Origin of the sequence: Fuerstiella marisgermanici (assembly GCF_001983935.1) — a bacterium.
Taxonomy (GTDB): Bacteria; Planctomycetota; Planctomycetia; order Planctomycetales; family Planctomycetaceae; genus Fuerstiella; species Fuerstiella marisgermanici.
Window position 1 is genome coordinate 6,255,434 of record NZ_CP017641.1, and the last position, 22,802, is coordinate 6,278,235.

General features: G+C 55.9%; 21 protein-coding genes. 14 read left to right on the top strand and 7 right to left on the bottom strand.

The window, feature by feature from the left end:
* Nucleotide 1: 1 nt before the first annotated feature.
* Genes Fuma_RS23475 through glgX form a run of 3 tightly spaced genes read right to left on the bottom strand, consistent with a single transcriptional unit; the run spans nt 2 to nt 4,355 of the window.
* The gene (locus Fuma_RS23475; protein ID WP_077026263.1) at nt 2–1,105 is read right to left on the bottom strand and encodes a hypothetical protein; all 1,104 of its coding nucleotides are present in this window, start codon (nt 1,103–1,105) and stop codon (nt 2–4) included.
* Nucleotides 1,086–2,099 (bottom strand): DUF3179 domain-containing (seleno)protein, encoded by a 1,014-nt coding sequence (locus Fuma_RS23480; protein WP_083732268.1) that lies wholly within the window; start codon nt 2,097–2,099, stop codon nt 1,086–1,088. Before Fuma_RS23480 ends, Fuma_RS23475 begins: the two co-directional genes overlap by 20 nt.
* A gap of 12 nt (nt 2,100–2,111) precedes the next feature.
* Nucleotides 2,112–4,355 (bottom strand): glycogen debranching protein GlgX, encoded by a 2,244-nt coding sequence (gene glgX, locus Fuma_RS23485; protein ID WP_077026265.1) that lies wholly within the window; start codon nt 4,353–4,355, stop codon nt 2,112–2,114.
* Between the two features lie 576 nt (nt 4,356–4,931).
* On the opposite strand from glgX, the gene Fuma_RS23495 reads away from it, so the two are divergent.
* The 3 genes from Fuma_RS23495 (at nt 4,932) to Fuma_RS36465 (ending at nt 6,660) form a co-directional block, all read left to right on the top strand.
* Nucleotides 4,932–5,594 (top strand): hypothetical protein, encoded by a 663-nt coding sequence (locus Fuma_RS23495; protein ID WP_077026267.1) that lies wholly within the window; start codon nt 4,932–4,934, stop codon nt 5,592–5,594.
* Nucleotides 5,595–5,699: 105 nt separating this feature from the next.
* Nucleotides 5,700–6,554, top strand: coding sequence for a hypothetical protein (locus Fuma_RS23500; protein ID WP_077026268.1), 855 nt, complete (start codon nt 5,700–5,702; stop codon nt 6,552–6,554).
* Nucleotides 6,535–6,660: a hypothetical protein gene (locus Fuma_RS36465; protein ID WP_257787779.1), complete on the top strand. Its 126-nt coding sequence runs from the start codon at nt 6,535–6,537 to the stop codon at nt 6,658–6,660. The genes Fuma_RS23500 and Fuma_RS36465 overlap by 20 nt, the downstream gene beginning before the upstream one ends.
* A 148-nt stretch (nt 6,661–6,808) precedes the next feature.
* On the opposite strand, the gene Fuma_RS23505 is transcribed toward Fuma_RS36465, so the two are convergent.
* Both Fuma_RS23505 and Fuma_RS23510 read right to left on the bottom strand, forming a co-directional pair.
* Nucleotides 6,809–7,516 (bottom strand): zinc ribbon domain-containing protein, encoded by a 708-nt coding sequence (locus Fuma_RS23505; RefSeq protein ID WP_077026269.1) that lies wholly within the window; start codon nt 7,514–7,516, stop codon nt 6,809–6,811.
* Between the two features lie 144 nt (nt 7,517–7,660).
* Complete coding sequence (locus tag Fuma_RS23510; RefSeq protein ID WP_077026270.1) at nt 7,661–9,214, bottom strand: aryl-sulfate sulfotransferase; 1,554 nt, start codon at nt 9,212–9,214, stop codon at nt 7,661–7,663.
* A gap of 224 nt (nt 9,215–9,438) precedes the next feature.
* Here Fuma_RS23510 and Fuma_RS23515 point away from each other — a divergent pair, with 224 nt between their 5' ends.
* The 4 genes from Fuma_RS23515 to Fuma_RS23530 all read left to right on the top strand — a co-directional run bounded on the left by Fuma_RS23515 (nt 9,439) and on the right by Fuma_RS23530 (nt 13,477).
* Nucleotides 9,439–10,692, top strand: a complete 1,254-nt coding sequence (locus Fuma_RS23515; RefSeq protein WP_077026271.1) for an FG-GAP repeat domain-containing protein — start codon at nt 9,439–9,441, stop codon at nt 10,690–10,692.
* A gap of 463 nt (nt 10,693–11,155) precedes the next feature.
* Nucleotides 11,156–11,800 carry a YceI family protein gene (locus Fuma_RS23520; RefSeq protein ID WP_077026272.1) on the top strand — a complete coding sequence of 215 codons (645 nt, stop codon included), beginning with the start codon at nt 11,156–11,158 and terminating at the stop codon, nt 11,798–11,800.
* 3 nt (nt 11,801–11,803) lie between these two features.
* The gene (locus Fuma_RS23525; protein ID WP_077026273.1) at nt 11,804–12,649 is read left to right on the top strand and encodes a hypothetical protein; all 846 of its coding nucleotides are present in this window, start codon (nt 11,804–11,806) and stop codon (nt 12,647–12,649) included.
* Between the two features lie 99 nt (nt 12,650–12,748).
* Nucleotides 12,749–13,477, top strand: a complete 729-nt coding sequence (locus Fuma_RS23530) for a site-2 protease family protein (RefSeq protein WP_158521108.1) — start codon at nt 12,749–12,751, stop codon at nt 13,475–13,477.
* 21 nt (nt 13,478–13,498) lie between these two features.
* On the opposite strand, the gene Fuma_RS23535 is transcribed toward Fuma_RS23530, so the two are convergent.
* The gene (locus Fuma_RS23535) at nt 13,499–15,835 is read right to left on the bottom strand and encodes a serine/threonine-protein kinase (RefSeq protein ID WP_077026275.1); all 2,337 of its coding nucleotides are present in this window, start codon (nt 15,833–15,835) and stop codon (nt 13,499–13,501) included.
* A gap of 72 nt (nt 15,836–15,907) precedes the next feature.
* On the opposite strand from Fuma_RS23535, the gene Fuma_RS23540 reads away from it, so the two are divergent.
* The 7 genes from Fuma_RS23540 to Fuma_RS23570 all read left to right on the top strand — a co-directional run bounded on the left by Fuma_RS23540 (nt 15,908) and on the right by Fuma_RS23570 (nt 22,430).
* Nucleotides 15,908–16,516: a sigma-70 family RNA polymerase sigma factor gene (locus Fuma_RS23540; protein WP_077026276.1), complete on the top strand. Its 609-nt coding sequence runs from the start codon at nt 15,908–15,910 to the stop codon at nt 16,514–16,516.
* Between the two features lie 255 nt (nt 16,517–16,771).
* Nucleotides 16,772–17,668: a hypothetical protein gene (locus Fuma_RS23545; RefSeq protein WP_077026277.1), complete on the top strand. Its 897-nt coding sequence runs from the start codon at nt 16,772–16,774 to the stop codon at nt 17,666–17,668.
* A gap of 430 nt (nt 17,669–18,098) precedes the next feature.
* Entirely contained in the window at nt 18,099–19,280 is a 1,182-nt protein-coding gene (locus Fuma_RS23550; RefSeq protein WP_077026278.1) for a S1 family peptidase, read from the top strand.
* 347 nt (nt 19,281–19,627) lie between these two features.
* Nucleotides 19,628–20,566: an SPFH domain-containing protein gene (locus tag Fuma_RS23555; protein ID WP_077026279.1), complete on the top strand. Its 939-nt coding sequence runs from the start codon at nt 19,628–19,630 to the stop codon at nt 20,564–20,566.
* An 81-nt stretch (nt 20,567–20,647) separates the two neighbouring features.
* A complete protein-coding gene (locus Fuma_RS35995; RefSeq protein ID WP_218922275.1) occupies nt 20,648–20,821 on the top strand; it encodes a type II toxin-antitoxin system antitoxin in 174 nt (57 codons plus the stop codon).
* Nucleotides 20,822–21,304: 483 nt separating this feature from the next.
* Nucleotides 21,305–21,907, top strand: a complete 603-nt coding sequence (locus Fuma_RS23565) for a hypothetical protein (RefSeq protein ID WP_145944334.1) — start codon at nt 21,305–21,307, stop codon at nt 21,905–21,907.
* A 4-nt stretch (nt 21,908–21,911) separates the two neighbouring features.
* On the top strand, nt 21,912–22,430 hold the full coding sequence (locus Fuma_RS23570) for a hypothetical protein (RefSeq protein ID WP_145944335.1): 519 nt from the start codon (nt 21,912–21,914) through the stop codon (nt 22,428–22,430).
* 50 nt (nt 22,431–22,480) lie between these two features.
* Here Fuma_RS23570 and Fuma_RS23575 read toward each other — a convergent pair whose 3' ends face one another.
* Nucleotides 22,481–22,756, bottom strand: a complete 276-nt coding sequence (locus tag Fuma_RS23575; protein WP_077026283.1) for a hypothetical protein — start codon at nt 22,754–22,756, stop codon at nt 22,481–22,483.
* Between the last annotated feature and the right edge of the window lie 46 nt (nt 22,757–22,802).

Sequence of the window (22,802 nt, forward strand, 5' to 3'; positions counted from 1 at the left end):
CTTACTCCGTGAATCTGTGAAGACGTGGTTGCCAGCTCTGGTCGATCTTCGTCCTTACCACCACGTAATTTGACGTGCCTGCTTCTGCGGCTCGCTGAATCTGAGCATCAATTTCCGGCGGTGAAACATCCCAGCCCTGCAGCACGGCAATCAGCCGGCTGGCCGGAACCGGCCTGGCGTTATTGGCTACCGGAAATGTCTGAAACGACTTGAGTGCAAACGTAACCCATCCGGCTGGTTTGTCGTACACTGGCAGGTCGCGCTGGAAAGATTTGAAGGGAGCCAGCACAGCGATTTGTTCGGACTGCTCGGCCACCGACGTGAGTTGGCTGGTCCATGCCTTCCAACAGATGCCCTTGAAGCAGCCGACACCGGCGCAAAGTCCGTCGTCCGCGCCATCGTGTTTTTCACATTCGGTGGCCCAGACCGGGATGCAATGGCTGTCCGGTGCAATCTTTGAAACGGCTTGCACGAATCGCGCCGCCGCATCGTCGCCTGTCGGCCTGGCCGTTTTAATGGGACCGTAATCCGCCGTCCAGCGACACAGATGATGCCCGCAACCGCAGGCGGATGGGCCGCCCTGTAAGTCGTTTAGGAAGATGCCGGTGGCAGTCGGTTTGTCTTCCAGTAATCGGCGAACTCGCTGTAAGTGAGCAGCGAAGGCTTCTTCGTACAGAATAGGGACCCACGGATAATTCTTGACGACTTCTGAATTCTTATCCGGTTCGGGCGGATCGTCGAACAGTCGTCGCCATTCGGAATGCCCCTGCAGACTAGCCATCCATTCGGGATGTGCATTGGCCAAGTCCGGGCAGCGAGCGATTTCAATCCAATAGTAGAGTTGCAGCTCGGCCTTCAAAATGCGTTTCGCAGCAGCGACCTCGCGCTGGCGGTCATCGTCCGAGAGACCCGTTAAACGCAGCACCACGGCATTTGAATCATTGGTCTTCAAAGCGGCGAGTTCGGCGGTCGTGACGTCTGAGGGAAGGAGCATAACGGCGCGCAGTGGTTCCGCAGGTTTCGGATCATCCGCGCGAACGAAATCGCCATTGCAGATGGCAGCCAGAATCAGGACCAACAGCCCGTTATTTCGTCGGTGGTTCATAGACCAGGGTCTCCGGATTTTCGGCGGCCCACGCATACCAGCGACATTGAATGCTGTTGACCCATTGCAGCTCTTTGCCACGCAGCGGCCCATCGACTCCTCGACCGGCGAGCGTCCAGCGGGTGCCGGTTTCCCGGTCTTTGATCGGCGCGGTTTCGGGGGAAATCCTGTCGGCGTAAAAGGTGAGTGTTCGTCCGTCGAGCACTCGGCTGAAGGCCACCGCAGAATTCGTGGCGGCGTACCAAAATACGGCGACGTCCTTCTCACCGACAGTGTCGTTAAAGCAGGCTCGACTCTCCAAGCCATCAATTGTGAACGCCTTGCGTTCATCCGCGACTTCCACGCCCAACACATTCGATATGGCCGGCAGCCGGTCGTCGACCTGGCCCAACGTCTCTTGTGCCTCATCACTGATCTTCGTGGGCAAAGGCGTAACACGATATTTATCGCCGTCGAACAAGTTATACGCCGTCGATTCCGGGTGGAGCATCAGCCAATATTCCCATGTCGTCAGCATGCTGGGAACTCTGCGCAGTTGCTTTCCTTTTTGAGGTCCATCGAAGCACGTTCCGCTTAGAGCCGACCACAGCGAGCCGTCACTTCCCTTCACGATCATTGCGCCATTTTTCCAGCCATAGAAGCTGTAGCCGTAGTCCTTTTGGTAGGCCGCGACGTATCCGCCATCCGGATCGTAGAAGAACAGGCCATACGTATCGTTGATGACTCGCGGGCCGGATAGAAAGTGCCTTAACGGAATCGCGCCGCCGTTGTGAGCACCTCGAATCCATGCGATGACGCGGTCGTCGTCAAGAATGAGTTTCTTCAGGTGCTGCGACGAACAGTAAGAGCAGGGCGGTTCCGTCAGCGGTTGAAACAACTCAGGACGAATCACCATGCGAGCAGCCGGCGCGGCCTCCTGAGCAAAGCTCAGTGATGCGACGACCATGCAGATCGCGAGCGACAAGCCAGATTGGATTCGACGACTCGCGGGCATAGTGTCACCTGTTTACGGCTTCTTCTTTTTGGCGTGCAGTCTAAGGGGCTTAATGTGCGGGGTGTGAAGCTGCTGCAAAGTATCAGGCCAACCGCCTTTCAACACAAACGCGGCCATGCTGCGAGCAGCCAGTGGATACTTCTCACCACAAGCCAGTTCTTTACTCAACTTGCCATCCACAATATCCGTGTCGAACACCGGCACCCAGCGTTCTGACGGCTTGTGTTTGGGCAGTGAAAATTTTACTGCTTTCGGCTGATTGGTTAACAGAATCAGCAACGTGTCTCCCACAATCCGCTGGCCCTTTTCGTCGACTTCATCAATCGATTCCCCGTTCAGTCGGACGCCAATAGATTCGAACGAACCTGAACTCCACTGAGCATCAGTCAATTCTTCGCCGGATGCATCCAGCCACGCGATGTCTTTGACGCCGGCGCCACGGATGCGGCGTCCCTGAAAGAAATTGCGTCGCCTTAAAACGGCCTGCTGTTGCCAAAGCTGCACGATGTCCTGGCAGAACTTCAGGAACTGCTGCTGTTCTTTATCCAGATCCCAGTTCAGCCAGCTGATTTCGTTGTCCTGGCAGTAGGCGTTGTTATTTCCGCCCTGAGTGTGGCTTAACTCGTCGCCACCTCGAATCATGGGCACCCCCTGAGACATCAGCAGCGTCGCAAACAGATTCTTGCGCTGCTTAACCCGCAGCTTGTTGATCTTCGGATCTTTGGTCTCGCCTTCGAAGCCGCAGTTCCAGTTGTTGTTGTGGTTATCGCCGTCGCGATTGTCTTCCATGTTCGCGAGATTGCGTTTGTCGTGATACGTCACCAGGTCTTTCAGGCAGAACCCGTCGTGAGCCGTGATGAAGTTGATACTGGCATGCGGTCGACGTCCGTTGTGTTCGTAAAGGTCACTGCTGCCAGTTAAGCGTGTCGCGAATTCGTTGACGGCCCCTCCGTCGCCCGCCCAGAAACGGCGAATCGTGTCCCGATAACGACCATTCCATTCGGACCACAAATGAGGGAAGTTGCCAACCTGATAGCCGCCACTGCCAAGGTCCCATGGCTCGGCAATCAACTTCACCTGAGAGAGCACGGGATCCTGCAGGATGATGTCGAAGAATGCGCTCAGCTTGTCAACATCGTGAAGTTCGCGAGCCAAAGCGCTGCACAGGTCGAATCGGAAACCGTCGACGTGCATCTCCTGCACCCAATAGCGCAGGCTGTCCATAATCAACTGCAGAACTCGCGGCGACTGCATGTTCAACGTGTTGCCGCAACCGGTAAAATCCTGATAGTAACGCCCGTCGTTGGGCATCAGTCGGTAGTAGTACGCATTGTCGATACCTCGCAGTGACAGCGTCGGCCCCATGTGGTTGCCTTCGCCCGTGTGGTTGTAAACCACATCCATAATCACTTCGATATTATGCGCGTGCAGTGTCTTCACCATCGACTTGAATTCGTTGATGACGTCCTGCGGCTCTGAAGCGGCGGCGTAGCGGGATTCCGGCGCGAAAAAGGCCAACGTATTATAGCCCCAGAAGTTCACGAGGTTGTTGATGACCAAGTGGCGGTCGTCCACAAAATAATGCACCGGCATTAACTCAACGGCCGTCACACCCAGCTTCTGCAGATGCTCAATCGCGGCCGGTGAGGCCAGTCCGGAATAGGTTCCGCGCAGTTCTTCTGGCACGCCTGGGTGCAGTTTCGTGAACCCCTTGGCATGCGTTTCGTAAATCAACGTCTTGTGCCATGGCATTCGTGGGTGGCGATCACCTTCCCAGTCGAATTCTGAATCCACCACAACACCCAGCGGAGCGAACGCGGCATTATCGCGTTCATCAATCACCGTGTCGTCTTTGCCGATCTGAAAACCGAACATCGTATCCGACCACGAAATGCCTCGCCCCACAGCCCGTGTGTACGGATCCAGCAGAATCTTGTTGCCGTTGAAACGATGACCGGCATGCGGGTTGTAGGGCCCGTGGACACGAATCCCATAAAGCTGACCGGGCTTCAGATCCGGAAAGTAGCCGTGCCATGCCAGATGAGTCTGTTCGGTCAGTGGCAGGCAATGAGTTTCTGTGCGGTCGGTCGGCGAGTCAAACAGGCACACTTCCACTCGTGTCGCGTTTTCGGAAAACACGGCGAAGTTCACGCCCGAGCCATCCCACGTCGCACCCAGCGGATACGGTTTTCCAGGCCATTGTCGAATTGTTGCCGCCAACGAAGGCGCGACCTTTACAGACGATACGTTTGCCATTGGCTTAAAGCCCCGGTCCTGTCGAATTCTAAGGTAGTGGTGAGTGGGTTCGAAATTTGGTGCCGCATCCATGAATGCGGCGGTTCATCCGAGTTTGTGCAGCCAGCAGATGGATGCTTCCCCACGGGAAGTGACTGCTGTTCCGCCCAGGCCGCTGCTGTGTGATCCTAAAAATGGTTCGAACCCAATCGATGGTCTACTCGCCTGCTGCCCCGTTTGTACCGCATCGCCCCCCTCGAAACCACAGCGGGCCTCGAATACCTATCGGACGATGCTCGACTGGTGAGTGCGTGTTTTAATGAATTTGCGGATTGCTGCTAATGAACCGGCTGGGAAAGGAGGACGGTTTGCTTAAGCATTTCCTCAGTTGTCAGGATCAGAGGCCGATATCAAGAGGCGAGGACATTCTGCGACTTCCCTTTCAATGTTGTCGTAAGATTCCTCAAATCGTTTTGACGATTGACTTTCTGTTTGACTCCGTTTTCATGCCGGACGTATAAAGAAGTGGTAGAGTTTATCGATCGGGCAACCCCTGAGGCTACGGTTACCGTCCGCCTGGCAGGCTAATATTTTACTATGCAGACCGTTTTCCCCAAAATCGCAGGCATCGTACTGACCATTTGCTCCGTGATGTTCATGGGCCTGGCAGTGGCTTCGTACTACGGACGTCCGGACCCGATTGCGGAAATGCTGGCGCCGGAAATCAGCGGCTACCAGTTTGCCGCGGCAGGTGGAGAATCCGCTGGCTGGTCGGTCACTCCCAAAGTTGGCGACAATACCACAGAGAAACAGCACCCCAATCCGTACGCCGCCCTGCTGGACGCGTACAAGATGGAAGGGCAGCGACTCGGCGCCAAAACCACGGAGATGAATGACCTGACGGCCCGAATTCTGGAACGCGTGACCAGTGCCCGAGCCGAGCAGGCTCAAGACGTGGACGCTCTGCAGCAGCGAATTCAGTTGCTGACTCAAATCGTCAATACCGCAGAAATGAATCTGCAGAATCTATCGCGGCAACTGCAGGCCAGCACAGTCGAAACCACAATTGTGCGAGACGACACAACCAAGCGTCGTCAGGACGTTATGCGTTTGCAGAACGAACTGGAAGAACTTCGTACAGACCGCTATCGACTGCAGGAAATTCGTCGAGTTCTGACGGACCGCCTGGTGCGACTGCAGCTAACCAACCAAGCACTCGAAGTGCGAGAAGAACAACTTCAGGACATGACGGGCGCGTAACGATCGTTCAGTTACACGCCGCCTGTTTTCAGAATAACACAGATTTCAGACTAACACAGAGTCGCTTGAGGACTCAAAGATAACGGTGAATCCGGAGAGAGCATTATGAACAACGTTGTCGGCAAAATGCTGATTGTGCTGCAGTTGGTCTTCAGCATTCTGTTCATGTGCTTCGCAGGCGCGGCCTATTCTTATATGGGCCAGTGGCGCGAACAGTCGCTGCAGTTGCAGGCCGATCTGAACGTCGCCCGCCAGAACACAGAAGACCAAATTTCCGCCAAAGCCCGTGACACCAAGCTGTTAACGGATGCGAAAAAAGAAGCGGAAGTCGCTCGCGACAACGCCGTTGCCGAACTCGACGCTGCTCGGTTGCAGGCTCAGACAGCGAACGCCCAGCTCACAGCCGTGATGTTGGAACGTGACAAAGCCATGGCCGATGCACAAGTCGCTACCAGCGAAGCATCCGCGCGCGTGGCAGAAGCTGATGCTCAAAAGAAAGAAGCAGACAGCCTTCGCGCTCGAATCGCCGACCTGCGTCGTGAGCTTCAGCAGAAAGAAGACGAAAACCTGGACGCTCAGGGCCGACTGGCCGATGCCCGCGAAAAAGAAGATCAATTGCTTGGCAAGGTCGCCAACCTAAGTGACCTGCTGCGACTGAACGACATTGACCCCCGAACTGCCGTACCTGTTGGGATGGTGGGCCGGCAGGTCGAAAAAGTGGACGGTTACGTCAAAGCTGCACAGCGAAATCAGGCTCGTACTCAGGAACTGGTGAAGATCACAATCGGCAGTGACGACCACATTCATACGGAAATGGACATCACGATTTATCGCGACGACAAGTACATCTGTCAGGCTCGCGTAATCGAAGTTCAACCGGATTCTGCGATCTGTGTGGTCAAAGAAGAAACTCGACAAGGCGAAATTCAGGTAGGCGACAATGTCACAACAAAACTCTGATCCCACCATCTACGATGGCCTGATGTTTGTCTCACTGGGAGCCGTCATCGTGGGCATCGTCTTTCTCGTGATGACCCTCGGCCAATACGGCTGGAGTGGCCCGTAACCGCAAAGCAACCCCGTGGTCTGACTTATTGTAGTCGGACCTCAACAGCTTTCGAGCACGGCATTCGGCCTCGTGCGCGCGGAACTCGGCAGTTCATACTCACGGTTAACCTGTGAGCAATCGGCCTGCGGCTTAACCGGGGTCGCTGTTACGATGCCTCGTGACCAACCTGATACAGAATCCGGCCGCACGCGCGGCACAGCACGAATTCACCAAGGTTCATGCGCACGACGTCCTGCTGAGTCGCTCCAGTGTTGCACTCTGAGCAAAAGCCATCGTCGACCAGGGCCAGCGCCGAAGGTCCCATTGACGCTCGTAGCCGCTTGTAGGCGGAATTCGATTCGCCGCCTGGGATCGCTTTCTCCACCTGCTCGATTTCCGCAGTCAGCCGGCTGACTTCTGCCTTCAGGCCGGGCTCTTTTTCTTTGACTTCGGCCGCCACGTCCGACGACTTTTGTTTGGCCAGGTCAAGCTGCTCCTGACGACTGGCTAATTCCTCAGTCGCCTCATCAATCTGACTGAACAAAGACAGGATCTTGTCTTCCAGTTCTGCGTCGCCTGCTTTCGCGGCGGAAATCTGAGCCTGAATGATGTCGTATTCTTTGTTGGAACTCGCCTGGTTCAGTTGTCCTGTCAACTTCTGAATGTCGGCTTCGCGGCTCTTCAGGTTCAGTGAGTTCTGGTCGGCCGCTTTTTTCAATAATTGAATCTGCTCTTTTTGGTCGACGCACGCCTGCTCGGCAGCGGCCACCTTGTTCTGAGCTGCCACAATCCGCCGAGGCCCATGTTCCAGCAGTTGTTCAGCATGATATAAATGCTTCAACAGTTGGTGTAGTTGAGCGTAGGCCGCAGACATCAAGGAAGCTCCATCGTTACTGTGGAATGGGTTTTCTGTCGAGGTCGCACGACTACCAGAATGTGCGGCGGAACAGCGATCGCCATTCTAACCGCCACGCCGTGCGAATTCACAGGAAGGGCAGCTTCAATTTGAATCGAAACACTACTTACCTTTGGGCAGCCGCCCCTTGAACGCCGCATAATCCGGCGGGTACTTCACCACGCGGAACATCGTACCGCCTTCTTCCAGCGGAACGCCGCCTTCAATGCGCAGTGCGTCCTGTTCTTCTTTTGTCAGATCCGATGGACTGATTTGAGGCCCACTGGACTGACCGCGTCGATTGCTTTTTGGCGGCTCATAAAATCGCGGTGGGTTGCGATACATCCACACAATTTTCGCCTTGGGAGTCACCTCCAATAGCAGGTGTTGAGTTCCTGAACAGATCAGTGTGTTTCCGTTTGGCATCCGCTGAGCTCCCGAAATTCGCGGAGAAAACAGTCGTCCGGGGTCTTCGAACGTCCACGTCAGGTCAGAGGGGCCATACGCCTTTCCGTCCTCCAGCAGATAAGTTCCATCGTCCAGCAGCGGCAAAGTAATTTCGTCGGCGGAAGAAAAGTGCTGCTCCGTCTGAGCGATGCCGTTGTTAAACACTAAAACGTGACCAGCTCCTGGTAGGCCTTTGGGAATCCAGTTGGCATCGTGCGGATTGAACAGCATGCGGTCATCATCGGTGCCTCGACCGTATACCTCAGGATTCCCCCAACGGTACAACAGATCACCGCCGCGGCCCGACCTGCCGCCTGTATGGCCTTTGGCTTCTTCGATCGTCGTACTGTGATCGATGATCCAGAATTCACTCAACGATCGAGACCCAACCATGATTTGATCCAGGTCGGGGTTGTAGTCGATGGAATTCATATGAACCCAGTCCGCTACCGGCCGTAGCATGTAGTTGATGTCCGCCAGTTCGGGATGTTCTGAAGGCTGGCCGAAGTTGTCTTTCGTTTCGTCAAAATTCTGCACGACGTGATCGCGCAGACTCCACTTCCACACAATTTCGGCTTCATCCAACCCCTTCGGTTTCAGTTCGAAGATGGCTTCAAACCACAGCACATCGCCGACCAATCGATCCGGATTGCGTCCCGCCTGTTCAGCCACTTCCCGAAGGTACGATTCCCACACGATGCACAGAACGTTGCCGTTGGGCATGGGCTCAATATCATGGTGACTCATGCGATACGCGGAACTGGAAACAAAGTCCCACGTCAGATGCCCGTCCCAGTCATACTTCTGGATCCGTCCGCCGCTGCCAGTTGTCGCTGGAAACTGGCCAAAGTTGTCGACCTTGCCAGCTCGCAGCAGACTACCGTCTTCCAACAGATATGCGGACTGGCCAGGCCTGCAGTTGGCCTCCCATTGGTGAACGATCTTGCCATCGTTGTCCAGCAAATACGTGAAGCCTGAACTCAGCGGCGCAATCAAAACGTGACCGGGCGAAACCTCGTCGCTGGTGTGGAAGACACCAAACGGCGGAAACTTTCGGCCCTTGGGAAGATGATCCAGATCGTTCTCTGGCGGTGTTGCTGGGGCGACGTCCGGACTGGTCGCGTCCGAGGACGCTCGGCCTCGTTCGACGGGAGATGCTTCGTCGCCGCTGGCAACCTGAAGCAACAAAGCCGATGACAACAGGACCAGCAAAGTCAACAGCGAACGCATTAATGGCTCCGGAATCCGTGGGTAGAGTGTCGCCATCATTCTGCCGTTGGTAAGTGCGAATGTCGAGGATGCAACATGGCCAGCATCGCAGAATTGGCACGCACGGCGGTCACGTGGATGCAGTGCCTCTTCAAATCTCGCCACATGATTTTCGCTTCGCTGCCTGATTGGTTATGCTGGCTGCCAGACCATTCCCGCCTTCGATTTAGCGAGCACAATTTGCCATGAAAATTTTCGTCACCCGTCTCTCCATCGCATCTTTAGTTTGTGTCGCTTCAATTGTTTCCGCTGACGACGACCCTAACTGGGTCCGCATCAAGCTTGACGAACGTTTCCGATCCGAAGGCGCTGCCGCGGCCGATTTGAACAACGATGGGTCGCCAGACGTCGTTGCCGGTGATGTGTGGTATGCCGCTCCGCCGGTTGATTCCGCCGACCACACAGACGCATCCAAGTGGAAGCTGCACGAAGTCCGCATGCCGGGCGATTTCGTCGCAGGCAAAGGCTACAGCAACAGCTTTGCCAACGCGGCGTGGGACTTCAACAAAGACGGATGGATGGACGTGGTGCTAATCGGCTTTCCAGGCGACCCATTTCATTGGTATCAGAACCCTGGAAAAGACGGCGGACACTGGAAAGAACACATCATCTGGACCAGCATCTGCAACGAATCGCCTGAGTTTGAAGACTTAAACGACGATGGCACGCCTGAGTTTCTGTTTGGCTCTCAACCGGAAGCACAGATGGGCTTCATACAGATTCCGGACAAATCCAAAGTTGGCGAAAAGTTCGCTTTTCATGCCGTCAGTGAACCGAGTGCCGAACCGGCCGATGCGAAGAATCGAGGCCTCGACAACGGTACGTTCAAGTACTACCACGGCCTGGGTGCGGGCGACATGAACAACGACGGACATCGCGATGTCATAATTGCTCACGGTTGGTGGGAATCACCGGGCGACCTCAGCAGTGACGCGACCTGGAAATTCCACCCGATTCGCATCAAGGTCGATGGCAAAGAGACGCCACTGCCAAGAGCCGCCAACATTTACGCCGACGATCTGGACATGGACGGTGACGCAGACCTGTTCTTAAGTTCGGCTCATGAGTACGGTGTGTGGTGGGCAGAAAACAAGGGCGACAATGGTTGGGACCTGCACGAAATTGACAAATCTTATTCCCAGACGCATGCGGTCGAACAAGTCGACATTAACGGCGATGGACAGCTTGACTACGTCACCGGCAAACGTTTCTTCGCTCACAACGGCAACGATCCGGGCGGCAACGACGAAGTCGTGATGTATTGGTATGAAGTCAAACGAACGAAAGGCCAGGCACCAACTTTCGTTCCCCACGAAATTCTCGCTGGCAAAGGCACCGGCGTGGGAACTCAATTCGAAATCCACGACATGAACAAAGACGGCAAGCCGGACATCGTTCTGTCGAACAAAAAGGGAGTGAACGTGCTGCTGCAGAAGTAGCAGAGCACCGGCCACGCGGCGAAGTCGAATTTCGGGAGACGTATTGAATTGGACACGGGTGCGGGAGAATGAATCAAGGGAAGGACATGCCCTTCCGATGCTGCGTGTCGTGAAGGTGAATTGGCAAGTCACCGCATCGACCTCTCCCCAGCGAAGCTGAGGGGGAGATCGGACAAGCGGAGCGATGTCCGGGAGGCTTTGCATGACGGCGGGTTGCAAATCTTAAGAATGCAGAACGCGGAAACCTGTCCCCTGAACCTGCTTCGGTCATTTCCTTGTCTGAGTCTGAAGCTCTACGTGCATCGGTCAGTACAAACCGCGCGGCGGGGACCGACCAAAAGCCACCATTTCCACTTTCGCGGCATTCGTCGGAAAGACGGCCGATTTGTTGTCGGCTAAGATAATCAGTCGCCTGCCTGCAAGCCCAGTTGCTCTTCAACGAATTCAATAAAGGATTTCTCCGATGAAACTCTATGTACTCCTGACCATTTTCCCGGCAATGCTGCTGATTGGTTGCACCGGTTCCGAAGCTCCTGAAACCGATCCGGTGGACGTGGAAAACGATCTCGACGATGCGGATCACGGGATGGCCAGTGCCGACGAAGATGCGACAGCGGCGGATGGAGACAGCATCGCGCTGACACCAGATAACACCACGATTGCATTCATTGGTTCACACGTCACCGACGAAAAGCCCGACCCCAAGGCGCGCACGGGACAGTTTGAAAAGTTTGACGGCACCGCCATCGTTGAAGGCGGTGAGCTAAAATCGCTGGAGGTGGCTATCGATACGACATCGATCACCACGGAACAGGACAAGCTGACAAATCATCTGAAAAGCCCCGACTTCTTCGACGTGAATCAGCATCCGGAAGCGTCGTTTGCGGCGACAAAAATCGAAGCGGGCGAAGCGGGCCAGGTCGTCGTCACGGGTGACCTGACGCTGCTGGGCACCACGAAAACCATTTCGTTTCCTGCCACGGTTTCTACCGAAGACGGATTGAAGCTGGATGCGGAATTCACAATTCAGCGCACGGCCTTCGGCATGGAATACGGTCCGGACAAGGTTGAGGATGATGTGCAGATGATGGTCACAATCGGCAGCTAAGTCGTGCCATTTACATTCAATGATCTCGCCTATGGATTTGCCGTACCCGCAGTCGTCTCGGCGGTTGTGCTGCTCGTCTTCTGCCGCATGCTTTCGGAAAAAGTCAGCCGTGCGACTGCGGCTCCACTGGCTCTGACGGCCGGTTTCCTTACCGGGTACTGGCTTCTGGAACTCGGGCCCTATATTCCCGAAGTCTACCGCGAATGGCTGCCGTACACGGTTCTGGCAGCCGGCGTTGCCTCAGCAATCCCGCAGCGACATCTACCGATGCGCATCGCGATTGCGGCAGCGGTCGCCGGATTCGCGGCATGGCAACTGGTGCCGGGCTGGGAACATCTGGAACCGTCTGCCGCCACGCACCGCATCGCATGGCTCGTTCTTGTGATCCCGGTGCTGCTGGCTCTGGAACCTTCAACGCAACACACGCCGAGCTGGCTGGTTTCGGTCGTGTTGGGAATGACGATGGTCGCCGCATCGGTCGTACTGCTGTTGTCGGGAAGTTTGCTGTTCTGCCAAGTCGCCGGCTGCGGAGCCGGGGCACTCGTGGGCATGGGACTTCTTACCGCGTGTAAACGGCACGATCAAACCTTCGAAGGTCTCGCCCTGCCGTTTACGATTCTACTGGCGGGCATCCTGCTGATCGGTCGAGTGGAATCCTTCAGCGAGGTTCCACTGATCAGCTATTTACTGCTTCCCGCGGCTCCGCTGATGTTGTGCATTTTCGTCACCGGACCGCTGTCGCGGTTTAGCGGTTTCAAAGCACTGGCCCTACCGCTCATCCTGCCAGGAGTTGTGTGCGCCGTAGCCGTGATTGCTGCGGTGGTTGCGGAATACGGCCCGGCGGAATGAGTTGATTCGGCCGGACGAACTTTCAGGTTTGGGGAACAGGGTACCGATGTTTATTCTGGTCCTAATTGGATGGAGTCTGCTTTGTCGCCAATCGTGATTGTGATTCACGAACTGGGGCACACGCTGATGGCGCTGGCGGTACGATTTAGAGTTTTTCGAATACAGCTTGGAATCGGTGACGAAGTTTTCAGTTTTCAGATTGGCGAGACGCTGGTTTCGTTTGGCCGGAGCTACGGCGGTCGCGTATGGGCAGCGCCGTGGACGCTCGATGGTTGGAAGTGGCGGAAGGCAATGATCAGCATCGCGGGACCGGGACTGTGCGTCGTCGTCGGCGTGGTGGCAATCGTCTTTGGGCTGATGTTTGAGAATCCCGTCAAGGTCAAGGCGGCGAGCGTTCTGTTTGGGATGATTAACATTGGTCAGCTAAGGAGCTTCATCCCCGACGACAACCGGCCAACCGATGGAGGGAATCTACTGGTCGCGCTGCGAGCAACGCCCGACGTTGTTCGTGCGACGGCCATGGCGGCATGGGCAGAAGAAGCATCGCAGCTCGTCGAACGCGGCCACCCCGTTGCGGTGGAGCGGGCTAGAAGATGCTTTGACCTTGCGCCTGAGCATCCCAATGCCACCCTTCTTCTAGCTGCGGCACTAATGAATGATGGGGCTTTCGTCGACGCGAAACACCATTTTGAGCTTGGCTTGAAGCTGTTCTCTGCCGCTGATTTGGAGATCAATGCAGATCAAAAAGCTGAAGGAGAATCGGCGATTCAAGAAGCCATCAAGGAATGTGAAGCCGAGCTGGCGAAGGCAGCGTTGCCGCAATTATGACCGAGATCGGTTTCGCCGCAGCTAATTGAGAACCGCCGCATCTTCCGCCAACAGTCGAGCCGACTCCAGCAGCGCTTCAATATCCGATTGCAGCGACTTCGCAAGGCTTAGCACGAAGGCGAAACCGACGGCTCCCAGCACGCTGAATACCTGCAACGGAAATTTGCTGGCGGCGGTGTCCTGAGTCGAAAGCAGGATCATCATGCCAACGGCCGGAACGCCGCCAGCGAGGTACAGCGACCAGATGGATTGTTCCGACAGGCGATGGAGTTCTGACTGGTCCTGTGCCGTTAGCTGTCCGTTGCGAATGAGTGCGGGAATGAAGGCTCGAATGGCCAACGTTGCCGTCAGGAAGAATGGGTACGCCGCCGCGACAAGTCCGCACACCAACAGCGACACAAAAAAGTGAGCCTGCCATTTTAAGTCCATCCCCTCCGCCGCGTTCAGTGCGATGGGATAAGCCATGCCAGCGATGATCCATTCTGAAATGCCGAGAATCGTGACGAAGCGACTGTAGCGCAGTGTGCGAACTCGAATGCTCGACAATGAGCCTTCATCACCAGAGTTTGCGGGCACGGAGGACGCCGTTGTGGCTGGGAGCCCTGACCGCGTGTTCCGCTTTCGGACGCGATTCACAATCGGGCGTGTAAACCAGATGCAGCAGGCGAATCCGATCGAAAATGCGACCACGTTGATCGCGATTACGAAACGTGTGAAGACGGGTTCCGCTTCTGCCGAAAGCTGCTTAACGATGGCTCGTTCGTTATAGACATAGTTGAACATCGCGGCCGGCACGTGAGGAAAGATGGCGGCGAAGAGCAGGGCAGCCAACGGCCAGGCAATTGCCAGACGTCGCCAGCCCGCCTGGCTGCAGTGCATCAATTGAGCGACTCGCGGTTGCAGGCACAGGCCCAGTTCGCGTGCGACTTCGTTGGCCGTTTGATAGCGGTCGTCCGGGTCTGGAGCCAGACACCGACTCAGAATTCGAAATAGCTGCTGTTCGACCGCATTCGCAGAACGCTCAGGTGGTTCACTGCCGCCGTCATGCCGCAATTTGATCATTCCCGACAGCATGTCCGACATACTTCCGCCGATCGCTTCGTCGTCGAACGGGCGTTTGCCATAGAACAGTTCCCATAGCAGCACGCCCAGCGAAAACACGTCCGCGCGGGCGTCGAGGTCTTCCGGCTTTGTCGCGTGTGTCGGGTCGAAGGCCTGAAGTTGTTCAGGCGACATGTAGGCCAGACTGCCGCCGAAGTACGCGGCTGGAGTTGCTCCTTCGGTGGCCGAACTAAAGCTGATGTTGAAGTCCGCCAGCTTTGCGGCTCCATTGGCTTCCAGTAAGACGTTGGCCGGCTTAATGTCGCGATGCAGAATGCCGCGACCGTGAGCGTAGTGCAGAGCATGAGCCAGTTCCATGCCCAGCTGGCAGGTGACTTCACTCCATGGCTTATCCGCGATGCCACCCTTCAGAGGGATACTCTGAGCCGACAGCACGCCCGTTTTTTCGACGGCAGCGGCGATGCATTCTGCCACGATGCGACCAGTTTTGAGCTCCGCAGAATTCGCCGTTTTAATGACAGCCTGCAATGTTCCGCCAGCCGCAAACTGCATGTACAGCAGCCGTAGATTTTGTTCCGGCAGGCGGGTTTGATCGTGAACTCGAACGATGTGCGGATGATCGAGCTGAGCCAGCGTTTGGCCTTCACTGCCTCGGTCGCCGGAAATTTTCAATGCCACAAGCCGCTGCATGGATTCCTGGCGAGCAAGAAACACACTGCCGAACGCGCCGGCACCCAGCGCCGACATCAAATAGAAGTCGCCCACCCGTTCGCCGGGTTGAAAGGCTTCCGTCAACGTCGTGCCGGACGGTTCCATATTGCTGGTCGATTCCAGCTGAAACAACTGACCAATCTCAGCCGCCTTGTCCGGGAAACGTTTCAGGCAATCCTGACCGCTGACGGATTCGCCCGCAGCCCGACGAATGTGAAACTCTTCGTGAATCAACTCCGCCGGCATGCCATCGGGCTGGCCCAGTTCCGGGTGTTCGGCAAGGTAGTCTTCCAACCGAAGCGCTGCGCCGTCGCTGTTGTGGCGGTATTCCAGATCGACTTTGATCAGCTCGATCAATGTCATCCGACGCAGCGCGATGTCATCGTGCGGCAAATGTTCATTCAGCAGCGGCCCGAATCCATCCGCTTCCCATGCCTCAAGAAAACTCTCCACATAACTGCCGAGCCGGTCCCAGTCGACAGCATCGACACCGTCGGAACTGCTCGCCTGAGACGTCGGCTGATGCGTGTCGTGCTGGCTGTCAGGCTGATCGCTGGAAGGACTCATGAATGGTTTGGCCGTCATCAGTTTTTTTGGGTCGGCGGGAAGGATACCATAACTGCCAGCCACATCAGTTGAAGCACAGGACACTCTAAAATGCACGAAGACGACCCGGAACTCCTGAAGGGAATCAGCGAAGGCAGCGTCGACGCACTGGCTGCTTTTCTGAATGTCAACCAAAAGCAGCTAATGGCGTTTATCAGCCGGCGACTCGGCGAATCGCTGCGGAAAAAAGTCGAAGTCGAAGACATCTTTCAGGAAGTCAGTGCCGAAGCGATAAAGACCCTCACCCCGGAATGGCCGGGCGACCGTGAGCCGTTTTCCTGGCTGTGCCATCTGTCCGAACGCAAAATCGTGGACGCTCATCGTCATTTCTTTGATGCTCAAAAACGAGACGCCGGCAAAGAACGAGCACTGGAAGCAAAGTCGCCGGGCGGACAGGAGATCGGTTTCGTCAATATGCTGGTCAAAAGCATGACGACACCCAGCGCGGCGTTTTCGCGAAACGCTCGAGAAGTGCGTCTGCAGGAAGCCATGCTGCAACTCAAAGACGAGCAGCGCGAAGCAATCCGGCTGAAGTACATTGAAAACAAGCCGTCCAAAGAAATCGCGGACTTGCTTGGGAAGTCCGACGCCGCCGTGCGAGTGATGCTGACTCGCACGATGAAGCAATTGCATGAGATTTTGGCCGATGCGGAAGGGTAGCTTCGCGTAATTGCTTCCACGTAGACGAGTCTCTCCGAGACTCGAAAGCTGGCGGCAATCAAAGTCTCGGAGAGACGCTGCTACGTGTACGTGGGCTGCATGTGCGAAGCGGCCGTTCGCTGGTTTGCCGCCGATAGCCGTCTTCGTACTTTTCTTCTGTAACAAATCTGCAACCAGCACGCTTCGGTGAATGGAGCGTCGAGAATCCGTCGGCGCGTGTTCTGAGAATCAACTCAGCCGTTCACAGGTGCTGCCATGTTTAAGTCCACGATTTCGCTTGCCATAGTCTTTGTTTCCGTGACCAGCGTTGCGTTTGCAGACGGAGACGACCTGTTTTCCAGCGTTCGCACGAAGTCTGTCTTCGAAAGCTCACCAGGACCGTCATCCGCGACCAATCCTGCCAATCTGCTGGCGAAGCGAATCACCAAAGCCGCCGAACTGCGTGAATTACTGAAGTCAGCGGGCTTCGATGGGAAGGTGGCTGGCAGCCGCAGCGCAGCGGCTCAGAAGGATCTCAATCCATGGGAATTTCCTGTTCTGGCAGCCATTTCCGAAGATGAGGACCACATCACCATCATGCTGGGCCTTCAAACCATCGAAGACAGCAGCCAGCTTTCCGCTGACACGTTGCTGAAGATGATGCAGGTCAACCAACAGGAGGCTCCCGCTGTATTCGGTTACAGCAAGATCCGCAAACGCACAGAACTGTATTGCGTTCTTAGGAACAACGGTGTGACCGGACGAATCCTGAGGGACGAAATCAACCGCATGGCGACCGTTGCAAAGCGACATGAAGCGATTTGGGATCATTCAGAAGCACCGTCCACCACGCAGCAGCAAGCCCCAACCACGCCACCGGCAGAAAAAACGCTGGTTGCCAACGCGACCAGCCTTGTCGGCAAGTGGTCTGCCGCTCGGTCAGCGACTGAGGCGTTTGCGATCGCATTCTCGGCGGATGGGCAGTTCAATTTGGTCTTCGTCAACAACGGCAAGCAGACGAAATCCAGCGGCAATTTCGCAATCGTGTCCGGCGTCCTCACGATGACTGGCACTGACGGTATGAAGCTGTTCGGCACCATTAAAATGACGTCCGCCACGACGTTCACATTCACACCTGATAAGACAAAAGCACTGGCCTTCACGAAGGCGTGAGTATGGTTTTCGCAGATGTCGATTGAAGTGGAATTTGTGGCTCGACGCTCCGAGTCGAGTACGCTCGTTCAGGAAATAGCTTCCCTTGGACCTTGCTCAACAGGTATCGACCGCTGCGGTGAGGCGCGCCGTGCTGCCCCTTCTCGACTTGGAAAGTCGAGCCACAATGGCGGGTGCTGCCGGCACCGACGGATCAAGAATTGCCGCTGACGCGTAGACGATTCTCTTTGCCGCTCGCAAAACACCAGCGTTTCGGGAGAAACGTTGCAATGAGGGCCAAACATCGTGGCCGCCATTCGTGGTTCGAATGTGTGTTTTTCACCTTCATCCTGTAACAAATTCGACGGATTCTCGCTGAGGGATAGTGCGAAGGCGTCACCAATCGCCCGCTTTTTTGCCAACCTGAAACACATTCCCAAACGGTGATCCCATGAAGTATTCAATCAAGCCACAAATCGTTCGACTCGCGGCCTGTGCGGTCGCCCTGGCTGGCCTTAGTCAATCCGCTCTGGCCGATGTCGAAATCTACAACGAAACGTTGAAGTCCACGGCGTGGGTGCTGGCCAAAACAGGCGGTTCGACGTCCAGCGGAACAGGCGTCCTGGTCAATGCAGAAAAGAAACTGCTGGTGACCAATTTTCATGTGGTCGGTGATGCTCGAGCGGCCGTGATTTTCTTCCCGGAGATGAAGGACGGCCAGCCCATCAACGATCGCAATCACTATCTCAAGAACGTTCGAAAACTTGGCATTCGCGGCCGCGTGCTGGGAGTCGATCGCAAGCGGGATCTCGCACTGGTGGAACTCGACAAACTGCCCGAAGGCACCAAAGCCATCGACATGGCTCGCAAGACGATTAGTCCGGGAGCTCAGGTCCAGTCAATCGGGAACTCCGGATCATCCGACGCACTGTGGGTGTTCACGTCGGGAACCGTTCGGTCGGCCTATCAAAAGCAGTTTCGCACCGGCGCTGGCGAACACGACTTCAAGGTTGTCGAAACAACTTCGCCGATCAACCCCGGCGATAGCGGTGGCCCCGTCGTCAATAGCGACGGCGAACTGGTTGCGATCGCTCAATCGATTTCACCAAAAGCTCGACTGGTCAGCTACAACGTTGACATCACAGAAGTGAAATCGTTTCTGGAAAGTCAGTGGAAGCCCGCTCCGTTGCCGATTGATGAACTTCTGGAGAAAGCCGAACTCACGTTCACCAAACACGACAGTGGCCACATGGAAGTTTCATTCGATCAAAAGGACGAAACGAAACAGGCAGTCTTCGTCACAAAGGAAATCGAATACTACGGCCGAGCTGACGTGCGGAAAGTATGGGCTCTGGCCGCAACGTTGAAAGAAGCGCCTGGCGTCGACGTGCTAACCCAACTGCTGCAGCAGAGTGCTCGCACAAAAATGGGAGCGTGGACGATTGAGAAAGCGTCGAACGGCGACTACCTGGTGATCTACTGCTGCAAGCTGGACGCAACTGCGACTCCCGACGCTTTGAAGAGCACCATGGAATACGTGGCCACTCTGACCAACGTGGCGAAGAAGGATCTGATTCCGACAGAGCCCAAAGAAGATCCAACCGAAACGCTGGCGGCCTGGTTAAGCAACTAATTGTCGGTACGCACCGACGGGCGGTTGGCGTGGCGGGCGGGTGAGCAGGGGGGAAGGCGGAAGCGCCGGCGGTGCTCCCGTTGGTCGCGGGAGGGGGGCGGGAGTGCGAAGTTGATCCTTGGGGACAGCGTTAGAAGATTTTGTCATGGAACGCGAACTGGCGTGTCTTCGCGGCTGGAATTGCTCGATTCAGCAACAGTGAGCTACACCAGAGCCAGCGAGCGGTTTGGAAATTCCTCCAGAAATCGGTGATCCGTCGGCGAGAAACCTCCGTTGACGCAGCATATCAAAGTGATATCATACCGGTATCGCGACGAAATCACCCTTTTGGTCAAAGGAAACACGTCATGCACACAGAAAAACCGTATCGCCCCATGTCGGGCTGGCCCGCTCTTGTTGGCGTTATTGCGATGTTCTTTGCTGGATTAGGGCTGCTGATTGTCGGGGCCAGTAAGGAGAGCCCCGTTCAAATTCTGTCCGGAATCGGCCTGCTGCTTTTTGCGTTGACCTGCTGCTGCGGATTTATGGCCATCGCGCCGAATCAGTCGCGTGTGCTGCTTCTTTTTGGTGCCTACAAAGGGTCAGCCAAAGATTCGGGCTTCTTCTGGGTAAACCCATTCTACTCGAAGAAGAAGCTGTCATTGCGAGTTCGAAACTTCGAGACCGGCTCGATGACAACGCCGGAAAAGAAGAATGAAGCCGGACAGGTTGTTGCCAAGAGCAGTCGAACCGGCGGTAAGCCCTCCAAGGTTAACGACAGTGACGGCAATCCGATCGATATTTCCGCGGTCGTCGTGTGGAAGGTCGTTGACACTGCGGAAGCGATGTTCGAAGTGGACGACTACGAAAATTTCATGGAGGTGCAAAGCGAGGCGGCGTTGCGAGTTCTGGCCAGTCGGCATCCGTACGACAGTGACGATTCACAGGTGTCGCTTCGAGGAAACACCACAGAAGTCTGTGAGCAACTGAAGGCTGATATTCAGGAACGTCTGGACAAGGCCGGTATCAATGTCATTGAAGCTCGCATCAGCCATCTGGCTTACGCTCAGGAAATTGCAGCGGCCATGCTGCAGCGTCAGCAGGCTCAGGCCGTGGTGGCGGCTCGCACGAAGATTGTGGAAGGAGCCGTCGGAATGGTCGACATGGCGCTTGACCATCTCAAGCGAGACGGGATCGTGGAACTGGATGAAGACCGCAAAGCCACCATGGTTTCGAACCTGCTGGTCGTGCTGTGTAGCGGAGCTCACACACAACCAGTCGTGAACACGGGAACGTTGTACAGCTAGATCAGGAACGGACGAGCCGCAGGCGTGAGGCGAATTCGCGGCTGCGGTTGTTGTTTCGGCCAGAAAGGATGTCAACACGACATGGCGCGCGAATCATTCTTATTGCGAACAGATCCAAAAATCCTGGACGCGTTGCGTGGGTGGGCCGAGGACGAATTGCGCAGTACGAATGGTCAATTGGATTTTGTCCTGCGAAAGGCGCTGAAAGAAGCCGGACGGCTACCGGACAAACAGAGCAAGGAAACGGACAACTGATCGTCTTCAGGCGGCCGAACCAGTGAGGTGAACCCGAAACCGGTCAGCCTGACCGGTTCGGCTCCGCATCGCTTGGATTTCACGCCGGCCGGCGGCTTCATCTGGATTGCAAATTCGCGGGCGGTCCACTTCAGCGCCCACCGACAACACTCTCTGCAATGGCAGACGGCAGCAAGTATCGTGGGTGGGGGCCGGCAGACTCGCGACCTCGTAAAACTCGAGCAGTTTCCCTTGTGTCGTGGACGGTTGGGGCTCGTGGGAAACAGCCTTCGTCGTCCGAACAGCTTGTTCCGCGGCCACAAGTCAGCGAGATTCGCTGTAAAGGCCCGTCGAAAGCCTTTCTGCTGCAATTCGGTCCCTCATCCGGCGGCAAAAAGACGTAGATCGGAACATATGGCTCGCGATAATGTGGTTGGCAGCAACGGACGCTACAATTCGCGGCGTTCCGCTCCTGTTTCAATTCGATATTCAAAAGGAAATACAATGATCTCACGTTTCGCCGGATTTGCGGCTGCCGCAATGTTTGCCTGTTCGTTAGCCGGGTGTACGGATGGAGAATCCACACCCAAACCACCCGTGATGGGAGGCGGCCACGATCATGGACACGACCACGGGCACGGTCAGGGTCATCCGGAAACACTGGCCGGAGCGTATGCTCAGGTGACTGCGCTGCGTGACACTGTGCGAGATGCGTTTAAGGAAGGAGATGCAGATGCGGCTCATGGCCCGCTGCATGATGTCGGCCATTTGTTGGAAGATTTGCAGGTTCTGGCGGATAAGGCCGAGTTGTCTGACGAAGCAAAGGCAACCATCAAAACAAATGTCGACACCCTGTTCGAATCCTTCGGTGCGGTCGATGACAAAATGCACGACCCGGAAGAAGGATCAGACTACAGCGAAGTGTCAGAAAAAATCGATGCGGCGATAGCTGCCATTGGCACCGCGGCAGGCCCACTAGCTGAAGGCGGCGAGCACGATCATGGCCACGACGATCACGAAGATGGCGACCACGATCATGACGGTGAACACAAAGATGACGACCATGACCACGACGAAAAGCCATCCGCCGGCGAAAAGAAGGAGTAGTCACGTGAAAGCCTTCGCTGTTACATCGATGGGTTTGCTGCTGCTTTCAGCCTGCCTGACGGGCTGTGGTGAGTCTGTCGATGCGGAGGTGCTGGCACTCCGCGAGCAACTTGTGCTTAAGGACAGACCAGAGCAGACGACATCGACGAAAAAGATTCGCACGAGTTTGCTGGAAGACGGCGCTGCGGACGAAATCGATGTCACCATCCTGGCTCGGATCACAGCCGGTGATCTGCCGCCATGGGAAACAGGCAAGGCCGCTTTTATCGTGACGGACGCAACGGGGCACGAAGGTGAGAAGGACCACAACCCTCACACGTGCCCTTTCTGCAGCCGCAATATCAACGACTACTTGGCCGAAGTCCGCTTCCACGATGACAAGGGCGAAGTCATTGGGATCGACAGCCGCGAATTGTTTGACGTCGAGGAACCGCAGCTGGTGGTGATCACGGGCAAGGCTTCAATTAACGACGCAGACCTGCTGGCTGTGTCGGCTGACGGGATTTATATCGTGAGGCAGTAGTGCCACCCTCCGGTAGCCCGATGTGCAAGACCTGCGCGGGAGAGATGGGGCTATTCGCCATGCCCCACTTTGCCTGCTCGTGAATGCCAACAGTGCTTCGCGAAATCCCACAGCCCGGCAAACCGAAAGCTGTCGTCTACGTAGTGCTGGATGACATAAAACGCGAAGTAGTAGAAGCGGCTGAAACTCCAAACCGTCAAGACCAGCAGCACCATCGTTTGCCAGTGCGGCGACTGAGCCAGCAGGATTGCCGCGGAGAGTATTCCGCAAAGCAGAAACAACGCGCCCTTCAGGTAAATCAGACGTGGGTTTTGCAGGTCGGCCATGCGTCTGTCTCCTCACTGAATGGGTGCCATCTGCGGGACTCAACCC

Coding starts and splice junctions, on each gene's coding strand:
- Fuma_RS23475 (WP_077026263.1), bottom strand. CDS start 1,105: ATGAACCACCGACGAAATAACGGGCTGTTGGTCCTGATTCTGGCTGCC.
- Fuma_RS23480 (WP_083732268.1), bottom strand. CDS start 2,099: ATGCCCGCGAGTCGTCGAATCCAATCTGGCTTGTCGCTCGCGATCTGC.
- glgX (WP_077026265.1), bottom strand. CDS start 4,355: ATGGCAAACGTATCGTCTGTAAAGGTCGCGCCTTCGTTGGCGGCAACA.
- Fuma_RS23495 (WP_077026267.1), top strand. CDS start 4,932: ATGCAGACCGTTTTCCCCAAAATCGCAGGCATCGTACTGACCATTTGC.
- Fuma_RS23500 (WP_077026268.1), top strand. CDS start 5,700: ATGAACAACGTTGTCGGCAAAATGCTGATTGTGCTGCAGTTGGTCTTC.
- Fuma_RS36465 (WP_257787779.1), top strand. CDS start 6,535: ATGTCACAACAAAACTCTGATCCCACCATCTACGATGGCCTGATGTTT.
- Fuma_RS23505 (WP_077026269.1), bottom strand. CDS start 7,516: ATGTCTGCGGCCTACGCTCAACTACACCAACTGTTGAAGCATTTATAT.
- Fuma_RS23510 (WP_077026270.1), bottom strand. CDS start 9,214: ATGCGTTCGCTGTTGACTTTGCTGGTCCTGTTGTCATCGGCTTTGTTG.
- Fuma_RS23515 (WP_077026271.1), top strand. CDS start 9,439: ATGAAAATTTTCGTCACCCGTCTCTCCATCGCATCTTTAGTTTGTGTC.
- Fuma_RS23520 (WP_077026272.1), top strand. CDS start 11,156: ATGAAACTCTATGTACTCCTGACCATTTTCCCGGCAATGCTGCTGATT.
- Fuma_RS23535 (WP_077026275.1), bottom strand. CDS start 15,835: ATGACGGCCAAACCATTCATGAGTCCTTCCAGCGATCAGCCTGACAGC.
- Fuma_RS23540 (WP_077026276.1), top strand. CDS start 15,908: ATGCACGAAGACGACCCGGAACTCCTGAAGGGAATCAGCGAAGGCAGC.
- Fuma_RS23545 (WP_077026277.1), top strand. CDS start 16,772: ATGTTTAAGTCCACGATTTCGCTTGCCATAGTCTTTGTTTCCGTGACC.
- Fuma_RS23550 (WP_077026278.1), top strand. CDS start 18,099: ATGAAGTATTCAATCAAGCCACAAATCGTTCGACTCGCGGCCTGTGCG.
- Fuma_RS23555 (WP_077026279.1), top strand. CDS start 19,628: ATGCACACAGAAAAACCGTATCGCCCCATGTCGGGCTGGCCCGCTCTT.
- Fuma_RS35995 (WP_218922275.1), top strand. CDS start 20,648: ATGGCGCGCGAATCATTCTTATTGCGAACAGATCCAAAAATCCTGGAC.
- Fuma_RS23565 (WP_145944334.1), top strand. CDS start 21,305: ATGATCTCACGTTTCGCCGGATTTGCGGCTGCCGCAATGTTTGCCTGT.
- Fuma_RS23575 (WP_077026283.1), bottom strand. CDS start 22,756: ATGGCCGACCTGCAAAACCCACGTCTGATTTACCTGAAGGGCGCGTTG.